The sequence below is a fragment of the Corynebacterium sp. genome, assembly GCF_022712195.1.
GTDB lineage: Bacteria > Actinomycetota > Actinomycetes > Mycobacteriales > Mycobacteriaceae > Corynebacterium.
This window is the reverse complement of the sequence record NZ_JALAGY010000089.1, coordinates 1-15076: the sequence shown is the minus strand read 5'-3', so window position 1 is coordinate 15076 and position 15076 is coordinate 1. Positions and strand designations below refer to the sequence as shown.

General features: G+C 68.8%; 16 protein-coding genes. 11 read left to right on the top strand and 5 right to left on the bottom strand.

Annotated elements, in window-relative coordinates; all coding sequences use genetic code 11:
* Positions 1–8 precede the first annotated feature (8 nt).
* Positions 9–656, bottom strand: coding sequence for a LiaF domain-containing protein (locus Q0A34_RS12570; RefSeq protein ID WP_291480341.1), 648 nt, complete (start codon positions 654–656; stop codon positions 9–11).
* A 560-nt stretch (positions 657–1216) separates the two neighbouring features.
* Between Q0A34_RS12570 and Q0A34_RS12565 the strand changes: the two genes are divergently transcribed.
* From Q0A34_RS12565 to Q0A34_RS12520, 10 genes are all read left to right on the top strand, one after another.
* Positions 1217–1657, top strand: coding sequence for a hypothetical protein (locus tag Q0A34_RS12565; protein WP_291480340.1), 441 nt, complete (start codon positions 1217–1219; stop codon positions 1655–1657).
* A gap of 654 nt (positions 1658–2311) precedes the next feature.
* Positions 2312–3295 (top strand): substrate-binding domain-containing protein, encoded by a 984-nt coding sequence (locus Q0A34_RS12560; protein WP_291480342.1) that lies wholly within the window; start codon positions 2312–2314, stop codon positions 3293–3295.
* Positions 3292–4284: an ABC transporter permease gene (locus tag Q0A34_RS12555; protein WP_291480339.1), complete on the top strand. Its 993-nt coding sequence runs from the start codon at positions 3292–3294 to the stop codon at positions 4282–4284. The genes Q0A34_RS12560 and Q0A34_RS12555 overlap by 4 nt, the downstream gene beginning before the upstream one ends.
* Positions 4281–5057: an ATP-binding cassette domain-containing protein gene (locus Q0A34_RS12550; protein WP_291480338.1), complete on the top strand. Its 777-nt coding sequence runs from the start codon at positions 4281–4283 to the stop codon at positions 5055–5057. Before Q0A34_RS12555 ends, Q0A34_RS12550 begins: the two co-directional genes overlap by 4 nt.
* Before the next feature lie 13 nt (positions 5058–5070).
* Positions 5071–5778, top strand: a complete 708-nt coding sequence (locus tag Q0A34_RS12545) for a hypothetical protein (RefSeq protein ID WP_291480337.1) — start codon at positions 5071–5073, stop codon at positions 5776–5778.
* Positions 5779–5850: 72 nt separating this feature from the next.
* Complete coding sequence (locus Q0A34_RS12540) at positions 5851–6570, top strand: hypothetical protein (protein WP_291480336.1); 720 nt, start codon at positions 5851–5853, stop codon at positions 6568–6570.
* A complete protein-coding gene (locus Q0A34_RS12535) occupies positions 6567–8108 on the top strand; it encodes a serine/threonine-protein kinase (RefSeq protein WP_291480335.1) in 1542 nt (513 codons plus the stop codon). Before Q0A34_RS12540 ends, Q0A34_RS12535 begins: the two co-directional genes overlap by 4 nt.
* A gap of 144 nt (positions 8109–8252) precedes the next feature.
* Entirely contained in the window at positions 8253–9269 is a 1017-nt protein-coding gene (locus tag Q0A34_RS12530; RefSeq protein ID WP_291480334.1) for a hypothetical protein, read from the top strand.
* A 3-nt stretch (positions 9270–9272) separates the two neighbouring features.
* Positions 9273–9956: a hypothetical protein gene (locus tag Q0A34_RS12525; RefSeq protein WP_291480333.1), complete on the top strand. Its 684-nt coding sequence runs from the start codon at positions 9273–9275 to the stop codon at positions 9954–9956.
* A gap of 29 nt (positions 9957–9985) precedes the next feature.
* Complete coding sequence (locus Q0A34_RS12520) at positions 9986–10591, top strand: hypothetical protein (protein WP_291480332.1); 606 nt, start codon at positions 9986–9988, stop codon at positions 10589–10591.
* Here the strand turns inward: Q0A34_RS12520 and Q0A34_RS12515 are convergent.
* Positions 10573–12003, bottom strand: a complete 1431-nt coding sequence (locus Q0A34_RS12515; RefSeq protein ID WP_291480331.1) for an HNH endonuclease signature motif containing protein — start codon at positions 12001–12003, stop codon at positions 10573–10575. The genes Q0A34_RS12520 and Q0A34_RS12515 overlap by 19 nt on opposite strands.
* Before the next feature lie 225 nt (positions 12004–12228).
* Between Q0A34_RS12515 and Q0A34_RS12510 the strand changes: the two genes are divergently transcribed.
* Positions 12229–12936, top strand: a complete 708-nt coding sequence (locus tag Q0A34_RS12510) for a hypothetical protein (RefSeq protein WP_291480330.1) — start codon at positions 12229–12231, stop codon at positions 12934–12936.
* Positions 12937–12949: 13 nt separating this feature from the next.
* Here Q0A34_RS12510 and Q0A34_RS12505 read toward each other — a convergent pair whose 3' ends face one another.
* The 3 genes from Q0A34_RS12505 to Q0A34_RS12495 form a co-directional block, all read right to left on the bottom strand.
* Entirely contained in the window at positions 12950–14230 is a 1281-nt protein-coding gene (locus Q0A34_RS12505) for a hypothetical protein (RefSeq protein WP_291480329.1), read from the bottom strand.
* Positions 14231–14241: 11 nt separating this feature from the next.
* A complete protein-coding gene (locus Q0A34_RS12500) occupies positions 14242–14421 on the bottom strand; it encodes a hypothetical protein (protein ID WP_291480328.1) in 180 nt (59 codons plus the stop codon).
* Positions 14422–14433: 12 nt separating this feature from the next.
* The coding region (locus Q0A34_RS12495; RefSeq protein ID WP_291480327.1) for a C40 family peptidase at positions 14434–15076 on the bottom strand (643 nt) is incomplete at its 5' end.

Here is a 15076-nt window from a genome sequence, read left to right as displayed (position 1 = left end):
GTAGCCGCTCAGCCGGACAGCCAGTCCCACCAGCTCTTCTTGAGCGGGGCCCCGGGTTCGGCGACGGTGATCTTCACGTCGCCGAACGTGGTGTGCCCGGTGAGGACGACGACCGGGGCTCCGGGGCTCAGCCGCGGCCCCTGGTCCGCCTTCACGTCGCCGAAGACGAGCGACATCCGGTTCTCCACCCGGATTCCGGGCGGGACGGTGATCTTCACGTCCCCGAACACCGAGGTGATGTGCAGCGTCGTCGTCGGCGCCGACAGGGACGCTTCGCGGAGGTCGAGAACGGCGTCGCCGAACAGGAGGAAGAAATTCTCGTGGGTGGCAAGCTGCATGTCGCCACCGCGTCTGAGGTCGCCGAACCACAGGTTCTGTGAGGGGGAGCTCACCTGGGGGACGGTCTGACCGCGGGGGAACTCGGGGACGGGGGCCGCAGCCTTGGCCGCGAGCTCCTCGACGTCGCGGCGTCCGCTGCCGCCGACGACGAGAGTCTCGAGCCGTTCGAACTGCTCCACGTCCGTGGTGGACCAGACGGCGTCACTGAGCTCGGAGAACTCCGTGAGGTCGATGCGGCCCTGTCCGACGGCGAGCGTCAGTGCGTCGTTCAGCCGGTGCCGACGCTCGTCGGGGATGCGGTCAGGGAGGTGGTTCATGGGTCTCAGGATACGTGAGTCGGCGGAGGCGATGAACGGGGACTGCTCCCCGGAGTGGTGTGTCAGAGCCGCTCCAGTGGACAGAATCGAAGCCGCAGGATTCAGTGACGGTGTCGAAAGGACTATTCATGACCACTCCACCACCCGGACGTTGGAAGCGGACAGACGAGTCGTCCCAACCTCCGCTGCAGGCTTCGAACAGGGGCCCGGGGGCCGAGTCTCCTCCGCAGAAGTGGAAGAGGCGTACCGCCGGGGAGAACGGTGTCGACAATATTCCGGGCTCTCTGCCCCGACGGCCCGTTGCACGGTCGGAACAGTTGCCGTCAACTGCGGACACGCGTGCGGTGCCGAGGTCCGCTGTGGAAGAGAGGTCCCCCGGGCAGGGTGTTCATGCGGATCACCCGGTGCGGGAAACCTGGAGGACACAGTCTGCCGATGCCGGGCATGTCTGGGCCGGGGGCAACCCATCTGAAACGCCGTCGGGTTCCGGAGAGGTCCGGACAGTGGATGTATTGGGGACGAGGGTCACTCCGCCGGTGGTCGGAGGTGTCCTCGCGGGGATGTCGTTGATCTCGCTTCTCACTCTCTTCGGTAAATGGTTGAGTGTGGAGATGGCCGCGGTGGGGTTCTTCGGCGGGGTGGGAAGAACCTCGGTCAACGGTTTCGGCTTCGTATCCGGAATGGGGCAGGGGAGTGGATTCCTCTGTGCGATGGCATTGGCGTCCCTCATTCCCCTTGTCTTCGCATCAGTGCAGGCTTTTCGCAGGCCGCTGGCGCGGCGTGTCCCGGTGTCCCTGGTGATCTCGGGGATCATGCATCTTCTGACTGTGACAATGTTCGTTTTCTTTGCCCGAGTGGGAAATGATGAGTTCACTCACGAAGAATACGGGAGAATGGCGAGTATAACACTGGCCGGGGGCTGGTATATCGGATTGGCTATCGGTATCGTTGTGACGATTTCTGGCGTCTTCTACATGGTGGCGCGAAAGAAGAGCATCTGATGGGTGTTGTGATGAAGGCTCCGGGTGGTTTCTGTTCGAGAGTTGTCACTTGGAGCGCGGGAATCGTTTGCGTTTCAGTGGCGGTTTCGGTCGCTTCCTGTGGCTACGGTGACGTGGATGAAAGTGGCTCTCCCAGGGCGTCCCTCACCTCACTTGAGCCGACGGGAGACAGCGAATCCACGTCCCTCCACCAGGGGCCGACAGTCTCCGCCGGGGATGTGGGTGGAGACCGCGACGTAGTTCACAGTGCCGAACCTGTTGCTGAACCTGCTGCCGAACCTGCTGTGGAACCCGGCTACCAGGAGCGGTACCCCAGTGACCCGATGGACAATCCGACAACTGACGTGACTCGGACGCTCAACATCCCCGGTGGGACATGCATGGACAGCGAACTCGGTGACGTGCGCGAACACCGGGGTGATCTGGTGACCTGTGCGAATGTCGGGGACGGGCCGCAGTGGGTGCAGGGCGAACCGTACTGGTAAGGGGTCGGGCGGTCGTTCGCGGGTGCGTGGCTCCTCTCCCCCACCGCAGGTAGATCGCCCTGAACCGATCAACTGTATCGGTAAAGCTGCAGGTCAGCCGGTTTGACTTAACCGCTTCAGAGGCATTGACTTGCGGTTTGTGACCTTCAAGATCCGCTTCCGCACCGTCCTGACCGCCGCCGTGACCGCCGTGGGACTGACCACCGCCCTCGCGGCAGCCGGGTGCTCCGCCACCGGCGGCGCACCCCGTTCCTCCGACGGGGAGGGAGGGGGCGGCACCGTCGACACACCGCGCTACGTCGTGTCGATGGTCAGTCACGGGGCCCCGGGGGACACCTTCTGGGACCTCGTACGCAAGGGCGCCGAGGACGCCGCCAGGAAGGACAACATCGAGCTGCGCTACAGCTCCGATCCGCAGGCACCGAACCAGGCCAGCCTCGTGCAGTCCGCCATCGACTCCGACGTCGACGGCATCGCGGTGACCATGCCCAACGCCAACGCCATGGGACCCGCCGCCCAGCTCGCCGTGGACGCCGGCATCCCGGTCGTCGGGCTGAACGCAGGCATGGAGGACTACGAGAAGTACGGACTCTCCGGCTTCTTCGGCCAGGAGGAGGGGGTCGCGGGGCAGAAGGCCGGCGAACGTCTCCGTGAGGAAGGCGCGAAGAAGACGCTCTGCGTGATTCACGAGCAGGGCAACTCCTCGCAGGAGGCACGGTGCGACGGCATCCGCGAGGGACTGTCCGGCGGCACCGTGGAGATCCTCTACGTCAACGGCCAGGACCTCACGTCGGTGAAGTCCACCGTCCAGTCGAAGCTCGCCCAGGACAGTTCCATCGACTGGGTCATGGGACTGGTCACCCCCGTGTCCCTCGTCGTCGCCGACGCCGCGGAATCCACCGGGGCCGACGTGAACATCGGCACCTTCGACACCAACGCCGAACTCGTCCCCGCCATCCGGGACGGACGAATCAGCTTCGCCGTCGACCAGCAGCCCTACCTGCAGGGCTACATGGCGGTGGACGCCCTCTGGCTCGCCAAGCGCAACGGGACCACCGTCGGAGGCGGACGGCCGGTCTACACCGGACCGAGCTTCGTCGACGGCAGCAACATCGACACCATCGCCGACGCGGCGAAGGAGGGACTGCGATGAGGTCCGCCACTCTCCTGCGGCGCCCCGAGTTCGCCAGCCTCGTCGGGGCGGTGGCGATCTTCATCCTCTTCATGGTTGTCGCCCCGAGCTTCCGGTCGCTCGACGCCGTCGCCACCGTCCTCTACACGTCCTCGACCCTGGGCATCGTCGCCCTGGCCGTGGGCCTGCTGATGATCGGCGACGAGTTCGACCTCTCCACCGGTGTCGCGGTGACCACCACCGCGTTGGCGGCCACGATGATCGCCTACAACTTCCACCTGCAGACCTGGGTGGGGTCGCTGCTGGCACTGGCCGTCGCCCTGGCCGTCGGTTTCTTCAACGGGTGGATGGTCACGCGAACCGGCATCCCCAGCTTCCTGATCACCCTGGCGACCTTCCTGATGCTCCAGGGGCTCAACCTGGCGGTGACCAAACTCGTCAACGACCAGGTCGCCACCCCGGTGATCTCCGACATGCAGGGCTACGAGTTCTGCCGACGGCTGTTCGCCGGCTCAGTGAGCGTGGCCGGGGTGACGGTGCAGGTCACCGTCTTCTGGTGGATGCTGTTCGTCGCGGTCGCGAGCTGGGTCCTCTTCAAGACCCGTTTCGGCAACTGGATCTTCGCCGTCGGCGGGGACAGGGACGCCGCCCGTGCTGTCGGTGTCCCGGTGGACCGCGTGAAGATCATCCTGTTCATGACCGTCGCCGCGTCCTGCTGGTTCGTCGGGCAGCACAACCTGTACCAGTTCGACTCCATCCAGGCGGGCCAGGGCGTGGGCAACGAGTTCCTCTACATCATCGCCGCCGTCGTCGGCGGGTGTGCGATGACCGGCGGCAAGGGGACGGCGGTGGGGACGGCCATCGGCGCCCTGATCTTCGGCATGACCAACCAGGGGATCGTCTACGCCGGATGGAACCCGGACTGGTTCAAGTTCTTCCTCGGCGGTGTGCTGCTTCTCGCCGTGCTCGCCAACAACTCCTTCTCGAAGTACTCGGAGGCACGACAGTGAGTGCAGCAGACACCCCGCCCGTGATCGAACTCCGCGGGATCGGCAAGACCTACGGTTCCTTCCGCGCCCTCGACGACATCAACCTGTCGGTGCAGGAGGGCCACGTCACCTGCGTCCTCGGCGACAACGGCGCCGGGAAGTCCACCCTGATCAAGACCATGGCAGGCCTGCACACCCCGACCGACGGGGAGATCCTCGTCGACGGTGAACCGGTCTCGTTCGCCAACCCCCGTGACGCGCTGGACCACGGTATCGCCACGGTCTACCAGGACCTGGCCGTGGTCGGGCAGATGCCCGTGTGGCGCAACTTCTTCCTCGGCCAGGAGATGACCGGCCGGTTCGGCACCCTGCGTGAGACCGAGATGCGCGAGATCACGGCTGACCGGCTACAGCGTATGGGCGTCGAGCTCGACGACGTCTCGGTGCCCGTGGCCTCCCTGTCGGGCGGGCAGCGGCAGGTCGTCGCCATCGCCCGTGCGGTGTACTTCGGTGCACGCGTGCTCATCCTCGACGAGCCCACCGCGGCGCTCGGCGTGAAGCAGTCCGGCATGGTGCTGCGGTTCATCGCCGCGGCGCGCGACGAGGGGATCGGCGTCATCCTGATCACCCACAACCCGCACCACGCCCACCTGGTGGGTGACCACTTCGTCCTGCTCAACCTGGGCCGTAGCGTCCTCGACGCGGCGCGGGAGGAGGTCACCCTCGAGCAGCTCACCCTGGAGATGGCCGGTGGCGGGGAACTCGATTCGCTGGCGCACGAACTCGAACGGTAGGAAGATGTCGGACATGACGTTTCCCCGACTCTTCCCCGGACAGGTCCTCATCGACGACCAGATAGGCCACCGCGTGGCCCTCAACCCGGGGCAGTCGCTCACCCTCGGACGCGCCGCGGACTTCCCGCTGGGCGTGGACGACGAGTTCATGCACCGGGTCTTCCTGCAGGTCTGGGACACCGACGGAACCTGGATGATCACCAACCGGGGCAGCAGGATGGCCGCCAGCATCCAGCCGCGTGCCGAGAACTCCTTCAGCCAGAGCAGGCTGGGTCCCAAGGCGAGTCTGCCGCTGCCGCTGGGGAAGTCGGCGGCGGTGTTCGCCACCTCGGTGACCACCTATGAGCTCGACATCACCGTCGCGGCGACCCTGCGTCCCCCGTCGGAGGACGTCCCCGCCGAACGCCTCGGCGGTGCGCCGATGACCGTCGGGGAACTCATCCTCAACGACGAACAGGTCGACCTGCTGCGCGCCCTCGCCGCGCCGCTGGTGAAGCGCCCCGGAACGGACCTGTCCGAGGTGCCGACCGTGCGCGACCTCGAACAGACGCTGGGCTGGTCGCAGAAGAAGGTGAACACCAAGATCGACTACCTCTCCAAGGTCCTGGAGAACAGCGGTGTGCGCGGATTCTCGGCACGGAACGGCAATGCGCCCACCCGTCGACTTGCCCTGGCCAGGTACGCTCAGGAAAACTACTGGTCCCTGAGAAAACAGACATAGGACGTCAAGGCCGTACCGGTGTGCGCCGGGCCGGAGCCAGCTCAGGGGACGGACGTGGACGGAGGACATGACGTGGGGAACAGCGACTGGGGCTCACCGCAGTGGGGCTCGCCGGGCCCGGCGGGGCCGGCAGGTAACCCGTGGAAGCAGGAGGAGCCTGCGTCCTCGCGGGCGGGCGGTCTCGCCACCGGAATCATCGTCGCCGCTGTCGCCGTCGTCGTACTCGTCGTCGGGCTGATCGCCGCCGGCCTGTGGGTGTGGAACAGTCAGGGCAGTGACGGGGCCGCCGGCGACGACCCCGCCCCGGCGTTCACCGCCGTGCCTGAGGAGACCTCAGAGAGCTCAGAGAGCTCTGAGACCTCTGAAACCTCGGCGCCCTCCCCGTCGCCGTCACGTCCGGCACCGGACCGGACGACGTCGCCGTCGCGGCCGTCGGACGCACCGTCCGACCTGACCTCCCGGGGGTGGCGCGGAGTAAGCGCCGCGACATGCAACGCCTCCGACCGGTGGGTCTTCGCCGGCACCAACGGGGAGGACCGCGCGGTGGTCTGCCGCGTCGGGGAGCAGGGAGACCTGTACTACCGCGGCTACTACAACAACCGGGCCGCCGAGTACGACATCGACATGCAGCGGGTCGGGCCGGGACGGTGGGTCACCCGCACCCTGGACAACAACGGCTCACGGGTGGAGATCACCGGATCCGGTGTCCGCGTCGTCGACGGCGACGGGGACGCCGTGTCGTCCCGCGACTTCACCTGGAGCTCAGAGAACTCAGGGGGGACGGGCCGGTGAGCGGCGGCGGTCACACCCACGACGACGCCGACCTCGCCCGGCTGGCGGAGGAGCTGGAGAGACGGCGGAACCTCACCGACCTCACCCTGATCGGACGGGGCGGCATGGGGCACGTCTACCGCGCGTACGACCAGGGGCTGCAACGCTGGGTGGCTGTGAAGGCCGTGCGGCCGGACGTGGTCGGCAGCGGGGGAGAGGGCTACCGTCGGTTCCTCGCGGAGATGAGGACACTGGCCACCATCCGGCACACCGCGGTGGTCAACATCCACTACGCGGACGCGGTGTCCTCCGACGGGACCGCGGCGTACTTCGTCATGGACTACGTCGACGGCGGTGACCTCGAGGGTGCCCTGGCCGACCGGAGGAGCACCGGGCGTAAGTTCACCGTCGCCGAGGTCGACCGGGTGCTGCGTCCCGTGGCGGACGCCCTGGACCACATCCACCACCGGAACCCGCCGGTGGTCCACCGCGACCTCAAACCGGCCAACATCCTGCTGCCCCGTGACCCGCACGGAGGCGTCGGGGCCACGGCCGTTCTGACGGACTTCGGGATCAGCATCGCCGGGGACGACACCCGCATGACCTCCACAGGGCTGGTCATCGGCACCGAGAAGTACATGGCACCGGAGATCTTCACCGTCGCCAGCACCTACGGTGCCCACCTCGTGGACTACAGTCCGGCCACCGACCGGTACGCCCTGGCGCTCATCGCCCTGGAGATGCTCACCCTCACAGCCTTCCGCGACACGATGTCCACGGCGGCGTGGCGGGGCGACCGGACGCTGCCGAGGCTCACCTCCACGGAACTGGCGGCGACGGACGCCACGGCCGCGCCGCAGGTAGCCGGCGTGTTCCGCCGGGCGCTGGACAATGACCCGTCGCGGCGTTTCCCCACGGCCGTCGCCTTCCTCGACGCCCTGCGGGACGCCGCGAGGGGGCAGGTGGGGCAGACCCGCGAGGTGCCGGTGACCTGGAACGCGCCGGCACCTGTGCCTGCATCTGCCGCTGCACCGGGGGCCGGCGCGGCGGCGTCGGGTGCGTCCCGGTGGCGGACGCCCGTCGTGCTGCTCACCGTCCTCGCGCTTGTCGGGGCGTTGGCGGTCCTGGGGTTCGTGGGCTACCGGCAGTTCCTGACCCCGGGATGGGAACCGTCCGACGCCCGGATCGTCGGTGCGTTCCCCGACCTCCTCCCGGAACGCCAGGGGCAGGAGGGTTGGCGGGGGATGACCTGCGAGGGCGGTGAGCCCCGCGGGGAGGAGGACGCCCGGGTGAGCTGCCACGGGGACGGCCTGACCATGGCGGTCGTCGACTTCGGCAGCGAGGACGTCCGGTCGGCCTACGTGCCCGCCGACGGTGTGCAGCAGCTGGAGGCGGACGGTTGCCGCATCCGGGTGGCCGCCCCCTCCGACTCCGGCGGGGCGATGGGCGTCTTCCCGGAGACCGGGGACCGCACCCGGTACGCCATGCTGCTCACCGGCTCGCCGGTGGACACGGCGTCCTCGGTCACTGACGTCGTGGGGAACATTCCCGTCTGCTGACCCCGGTCCCGGCTGTGCGCCGGCACACAGGCGTTGCAGGTGTCACCGGGCCCGCCTGATGTATTAAGGTGCCCCTGACAGCTCTTCGACGCTTCCGCGAGGCTCCGGCGAAGCCCCGGAGAGACACACACGACAAGGAATCCCATGGCGAACTACGACCTGTACACCGAACTTCAGCTCGACAAGGACATGCCGCCGTACGAGATGGCGGAGGTTCTCGGGGAGCGCGCCGCAGACCTGCGGAACCGGGGCTACGGCAACGACTCCCCGGAGATCGACCAGGTGGAGACCGCCCGTGCGATTCTGGGCGACCCCTACAAGCGCGACATCTACGAGGCCGCACTCTACGGGCCGGAGGATGACGTGGTGAACATCCGTTGGCTGCACGACCTCGCCGACTCCCAGTCGCCCGGCGCCCGGTCAGGCCTCCAGCCGGGGCCGGCGTCCATGCCGTCCGCACCTGCGGCGGCACCGACGGGTTACCCGTCCTACGAGCCCCGGGAGGATCGTGACGGCGGGATGCTGAGCGGTCCGTCCGCCGACGTCACCCGCGAGAACCGGGTCGACGACGGTGCCGGTTCCGACCTTGAGGCGACCCGGGTGACGGCCGCGGTGCAGGAGCCGACCTCCGGTGACCTGGTCGCCCCCGGCGTCTCCTCCCCGGAGACGGACGGGAACGCCGGGGCAGACAGCGCCGACAGCGCCGACAGGGCAGACAGGGACGGCGGGGACACCGGCCGCCCCGCCGGTGACGTGCCCGGTGTGGTGCCCGGTGCTCCGGCACCGTCGGCGAGCTCCTGGCAGCAGCCCGCCACTCCCGGTGGTTTCGGCGGAGCACAGCACGCGGCGCAGCCCGGCCAGTTCTCGCAGGCCCGCCCGCAGCGGCCCGCCTCCCAGCTGGACGTGAGCAACTGGGGTGTCGGTGACCGCACCCGCAGCGAGTCGAAGGTCTACCTGTCGATCCTGGCGGTCATCGTCGTGGGCATGATCTACCCGCTGATCGTCCTGCTCACCGCGGGCTCGAACGACCTGAACGCGAACCTCGCCGTGATGAAGGCGACCCTGTTCACCCTCGCCCATGTGGCGGCCTGGACCGGCATCAACGAGATCGTCTGGGGCGTCCGGAAGATCGTGGCACCGAACCGACCGACGGAGAAGTAGACAGTGCCCCTGACCGACGACCCGGCCACGGAACCTGACGGCAGGGCGGGGACGCTGCGCTACGTCCACGCCTTGGTGACGCATCCGCTGATCGGCGCGCTGTGCACGGCGGTCCTCGCACTCGTCGCCGTCGTCGGCCTGGCGTTGCCGTGGGCACGCACCGTCATCAGTGCGGGGCCGGCGGGCCCCGACGACGCCGACATGGTCTTCACCGTCACAGGTTTCGGCCTGGTGAGGAGCACTTTCGAGGCGATAGGGCTGCAGGAGTCCTGGATCGAGGCGGCCTTCCTGAGCACCGCCGTCGTGCTGCTGTTCCTGGCGTCGGCGAGCGCGGTGCTCGTCGCCTTCACCGCGCTGCGACGGATCGCGGCACTGGTGGTGGCGGGGTCCGGCGCAGGCCTGGCCGCGTACGCGGTGTACGGACTGGTGACCGGCCTGGGGCTCGACGAGAGTCTCTTCACCGGCGACACCTCGGGGTTGGGGGAGCAGGAGGCGGCGTTGGTGCAGTCCCTGCTGGACGCGCAGACGACGTCGACGGGGCCGGGGGAGTACGTGGTGCTGGTCGCCGGTGTGCTGCTCCTGGCGCTCGGCGGGTACATTGCCGCCCGGGCCGACTACCCCTGGCTGCCGTCGTCGGGTGACGGTGCCCCTGTGGCCGTACCGCCCGCTGACGAGGCTCGACCATGACGGATCGGGGCTCCTCAACTGGCGGAGGCGTGGTCGTTGCGCTGGTCGCGGTGGCGGCGGTGGTCACGGCCGTCGCCGCGGTGACGGCGTTCTTCATGTTCAGGTCCGACGACGGTGGGCAGTCGGCCGCCCCTGAATGGACGACGGTCGCACCGGCGGCGGACTCCACGGCACCGTCGACGGCGTCGGATACGGCGGTGGAGTCCACGACGCACACGGACACGGTGACCGTCACCGCGGAGGGTGAGGCATCGTCGGACCGCGCCGAGGGGGACGGCCGGCGGCAGGGTGCGGGGCGCGGCTCGGAGCCTGCGGAGAGGTCGGCGTCCGGGAACGGCGCCGGTCGGGGACTGCAGTGCGACGGGCGCGGGGTGCTCATCGTCGCCTCGGTGATGGGCGACAGCCCCACCTTCCGGTCGGAGGTCGACGGTGCCATCGCCGCCAACCCCGGTGCTGTCCTGCTGGAACCGGGGTACTGTCCGTCCCTGCGCGCGAGCGTGGACGGGACGACAGTGCATCCTGTCGTGGTGGACTACGGTGACGACCGCGCAGGGTTGTGTGGTGCCGCGGCGACGACGCCGGGCAGCAACGCCCGCCTCCTCAACGACGACACCTCCTACTCGAGTCCGTGCTGACGGCCTGAGTCCCTGAACAACCGTCTCCGGGTGTCGCCGGGGTGGCGCCTGGTCGTGGGGTGGTCGTTGTGGGTGGGGGACCGTCCGGGGTCCACATCCACCGGGGGAATCCAGTGGACCCGCCTGCCGGAGGCGCGGGGAGCCTGAACTGTCCACCAACGGTCCGTCCTCTGGCGGGAGTCGTCCACCTGGGCGTGCATCGTCGGGGAGACCAGTGTGAGGTTCTCCAGGTCGGTGGAGCCGCCGGTACTCCACCCGTCGATGTGGTGGACGTGGCAGTGGGCGGGTGCGGCGTCGGAGCCCGGCGCCGAGCTGATCCCTTCCTCGCCGACGAGCGCGAGGTACTGGTGCAGGTCGGCGAGGCGCCGGGAGCGTCCGAAATGCAGGGTCCGCCCGTCGGGGGCGAGGACCTGCAGATGCGTGTGCAGGTCCTCGTCGGGACGGTCCAGCAGCGTGGTGGCGGGGACATGGGTGCCCACGTCCGTCAGTGCGGTGCCGGTGGGTTTGAGCAGCTGTTCGACGGGCATGACGGCGACGATCGTCGTCGTGCCCCGGCCCGGAGTCAGCGTCCGCCCGGGGCCGTAACCGCCGTGGACGACGGCGCTGAGTGCGTCGTGGCGGCGTTGTTCGGGCAGCCGGTCGTCCACTGCGCCGTCGGACTCGTCCAGCAGGTCACCGGTTTTCGCGTAGTCCGCCATCAGCCGTTGGAGGGATGCGGCGAGTTCCGGGGTGAGCAGTCCACGCACCGGGGTCATGCCGTCACACCCCTGCCGGCCGACGGTGAAGGAACGCATCCGCGCATGGTCCTTCTCCGTGTACGGCTCCTCCGCACCGACGAGGTCGAGCAGGAATGAGCGCAGGGAGTCGAGCACGTCGGGCCCCTGCTTCCGCGCGAGGTCGGCGACGGGGCCGTCCGCGACGCGGGTGATCTCGTTCTGGACCTTCGCAGGCAGCGCACGGATCTGCTTGTCCACCTTCTCGACACCGAGGGAGTCGAGACCGCCCGCAGTCACCAGCGCCGTCAGTTGCGGCATGTGATCCGGGTGAGGGGCGGTGGGGTCGGCGCCCCACGGGTCGGGTCGCTCTGCGATGCGGGTCCAGGCGGCGAGCCTGGTGCGGGCGTCGCGCAGCGTCGTGGTGAAGATCCGGCTCACTGCACGGGCGCGACGTTGTGGCCCTGCCGGCAGTTCCGTCTCGTGGGCGGACAGGAACGCCGCGTCGGCGAGTGTCAGCTTCTTGCGTGAACGTTCCACGCCTTCCGCTGCCTGCAGTCGGACGTCGTCGGTGAGCCGCGCCCAGGTGTCCGGACCGTGGGCGATGATCTCGTCGACCGCGGCAGCCATCCGGGCCAGGGCGTCCAACAGGTCGGTCGTGGATCCGACCGGCGCCGCCGACGGCTGTTGCTCTGACACTGTATCCCCCTTGACTTCGAACATGAGTTCCGCTGTCCCGCCCAACATGCTTCATCTTGTTGAGGTGTACGGTATCATTCGACAGTATGTTCGGCAATAGTTCTTTGTCTCCGGTGGTGCCGTGCAGGTGGAGTGGGAGCAGCGTACGGCGAGGTACTAACGTTCAGGAGGACGGGAAGACGAGAAGTGCGAACTGTGCCGTGCGGCACTGGAAGGCGGTCGACGATGGACAGGGACTCCTGGGGGCGTGACGGCGGACAGCAGGGGCCGCCGGGTCCCGGACCGTCGAACCCGTACGGGGCAGCACCGTCTGTCGTCCCGACGGACAGGTCCGCCTCGCCGCAGAGCGGGAAGGTGGTCGCGGTCGTCCTGGTGGTGCTCGTCGCGCTCATCGGCGCCGGGGCCGTCGGACTGTGGTTCCTCGGACGTGGAGCCTCGTCGCCGGTCGCGGACGGACCGGCGACCGACCCGTCCGTCCGGTCGGACCCTCTCGACGACTACCTCGTCGACGACGGCCTCGATGACCCCGATGGGCTCGACGACCCTTCCCTCGATGTGCCGGACGGCGAGCTCCCTCCCGGCCTCGGGTACTACGGCTACCTCGACCACGGGAACGCCGAGTGCGACGGCATCGACACCTGGGTCTACGCGGGGGAGGGGGACGGTTCCGCGGTGGTCGTGTGCGTCTCGGACGCCGACGACTCCCTCTACATGCGGGGAGACTTCGCGGACTGGCCGGGCGCGGGGCCGGCGGAAGGTGGCGTGGTGACGGACGACGGGGTCGACGTCGCCAACGGGATCTACACCGTCCGCGTGGACGGCGGGTTCGTCGAGTTCGAGGGCGCCGCCGTGTGGTTCACGTCCGGAGGTGACGGGCGGCAGCTCGCAGAGTTCGAGTCCTTCTGGTACGACGACACCGTCCTGGCACCGTGACAGGGCCCGGAGGTCAGAACTTGGTGAAGCGGTTCGTCAGGTTCTCCTCCAGCTGAGTCCAGCCGTTCGCCTCTTCGTCTAAGGGGGCGGTGGGGGTCGCTGCGGAGGGGGAGCCGAGCATGTAGGCGATGTAGTCCTGGAGGCGGGGGTAGGCCAGCAGGACCTTGTTCACGCCGTCGTCCTTCGCCCAGTCGGCGGCGTCGGCCAAGAGCTCGTACGCCTGCCCCAGCTGGGCGGTGTCCACGGCGTCGACGCCGGCTGCGATGTCACTGCGCAGACCGGTGAAGCCGTAGACGTTCGACGGGTGCACCGTGACCTCCAGTTCTCCGGCGTTGGCCAGGGAGACCAGATCACCCCAGGTCTCCATCTCCGCGAGGTCGTGGTCCTTCGCGTCGACCATCCACCGCACCAGGGAGCGGGAGGAGGAGAAGGTGTTGATCTCGCCGAGACGGCCGAGGAACACCGGGGAACGGTCGCCGACGTAGCACCGCAGCGTGTAGACGGTCGTGCCGTCCACGGTGATGCGGATCGGGTCGATCCCGGCATGGCCCCACGGGGTGGAGTCGTAGGGATCGGCCTCGGTACCGGTCTCTGTACCGGCCTCTGTGCCGTTCGCGTCCCCGGAACTGTCGTCGGCCGTGGCCGCGGTGTCACCGGATTCGGGGGCGCGCTCACCCTGCGCCGCTGAGTCGTCGATCCGCCGCTGTGCGTCGGCGATGAGGGATGCGGCGTTGTCGCCGAGGTCCGGGGTGACCAGGGCCTCGTCGACGGCGTCGATGAGCTCCACCCAGTTGTCCCGCACCGTGTACCCCACGCTCGACCACTCGGCGAGACCGTTCTCGCCCGCGTAGTGGTCCTGCCCACGGCTGACGTTGGACAGCACGGAGTAGGAACGGAACCACCGGTTGATCCGGTCGATACCGCAGACCGTGCCCAGTGACCGCAGCACCTGGAAGGCGTTCGAGACGGTCCGGGTGTTCTCGAAGGAGGGCCGCCCCGCGAGACTGTTGGGCAGGTCGACGAAACTGATGCTGCCGCCCTTGCGGGGAGTCACCTTGGTTTCGGGCTTCTCCATGAACGCCGCCCAGTCCGGGTGCTCCGCCAGGTCGTGGGCGGAGGAGGCGGTGATACCGGCGAGGAGTGCCGCGGGAGACTCGAAGGCGAAGACACCGGAGTCGTCACCGAGGAAGGCCTGCCACTGTTCCCCACGGGACACCCAACCTGGTGCCCACAGGGTGTAGAACGTTCCGGCGGTTGTCTCGAGCTCGAGGGTGACGATTCCGTTTTCAGCCATGACGACAGATTTTAGCTGGAAGGACGCGTGCGGTCGATGACCGGACCACCGTGTGCGCCCGGGGCGGAGAACAGCTCGGCCCCGAGGACCGCGGGCACGGTCGGCGGGGGTTCGCCGAGGAACTGCTGCACGTTGTACTCCGGCACCGGAGGGGTGGTGGTGATGCGGGCCAGGCCGCGGTTCGTGGACATCCGTGTCTCCTCTCAGGCGGTGGGGCGGTAGAAACCGAGGAACCCCATGCCGATGTTCTCTGTTCTCACCGGGTTGATCTGGACCGGGTCGCCGGCCTCGATCATCTGCCCGTCGCCCGTGACCATCGCGACATGGCCGTCCCAGACCACCAGGTCTCCCGGGGCCAGCTGGTCGGCACTGACCTGTGCGCCGACGGCCTGCTGGTCGGCGGTGCGGGGAATGTCGACTCCGGCCTGCCCGTACGCCCACTGCGTCAGACCGCTGCAGTCCAGTCCCGACGACGGGGACGTCCCGCCCCAGACGTACGGGGTCCCCAACGCGGACTTCGCCGCCTCCACAGCTGCAGCGGCCTGCGGGGTCGGGGCGCCGGCGACGGACTCCCCGTCGAACGCTCCCCCCGTGGCCTCTGTCCCGTCCGTGTTCCCCGTCCCCTGCGTCCCTGTACCTCCGGCGGGAGGTGCCGCCCTCTCTGTCCCTGCCGCCCCCGCGTTCTCCGCCGGCACAGTCGGGGTGGCGGGAGGCGCCGGAAGCGACGATTCCGCCGCCAGCACCCGCGCGAGAAGCACCTCGAGCTCGGCGCCGAGGGCCTCCAGACGTGACCGGGCCCGGACCAGGTGGGCGCAGGCGATCTCGAGGGCGGCCGCAGGGGTGGCG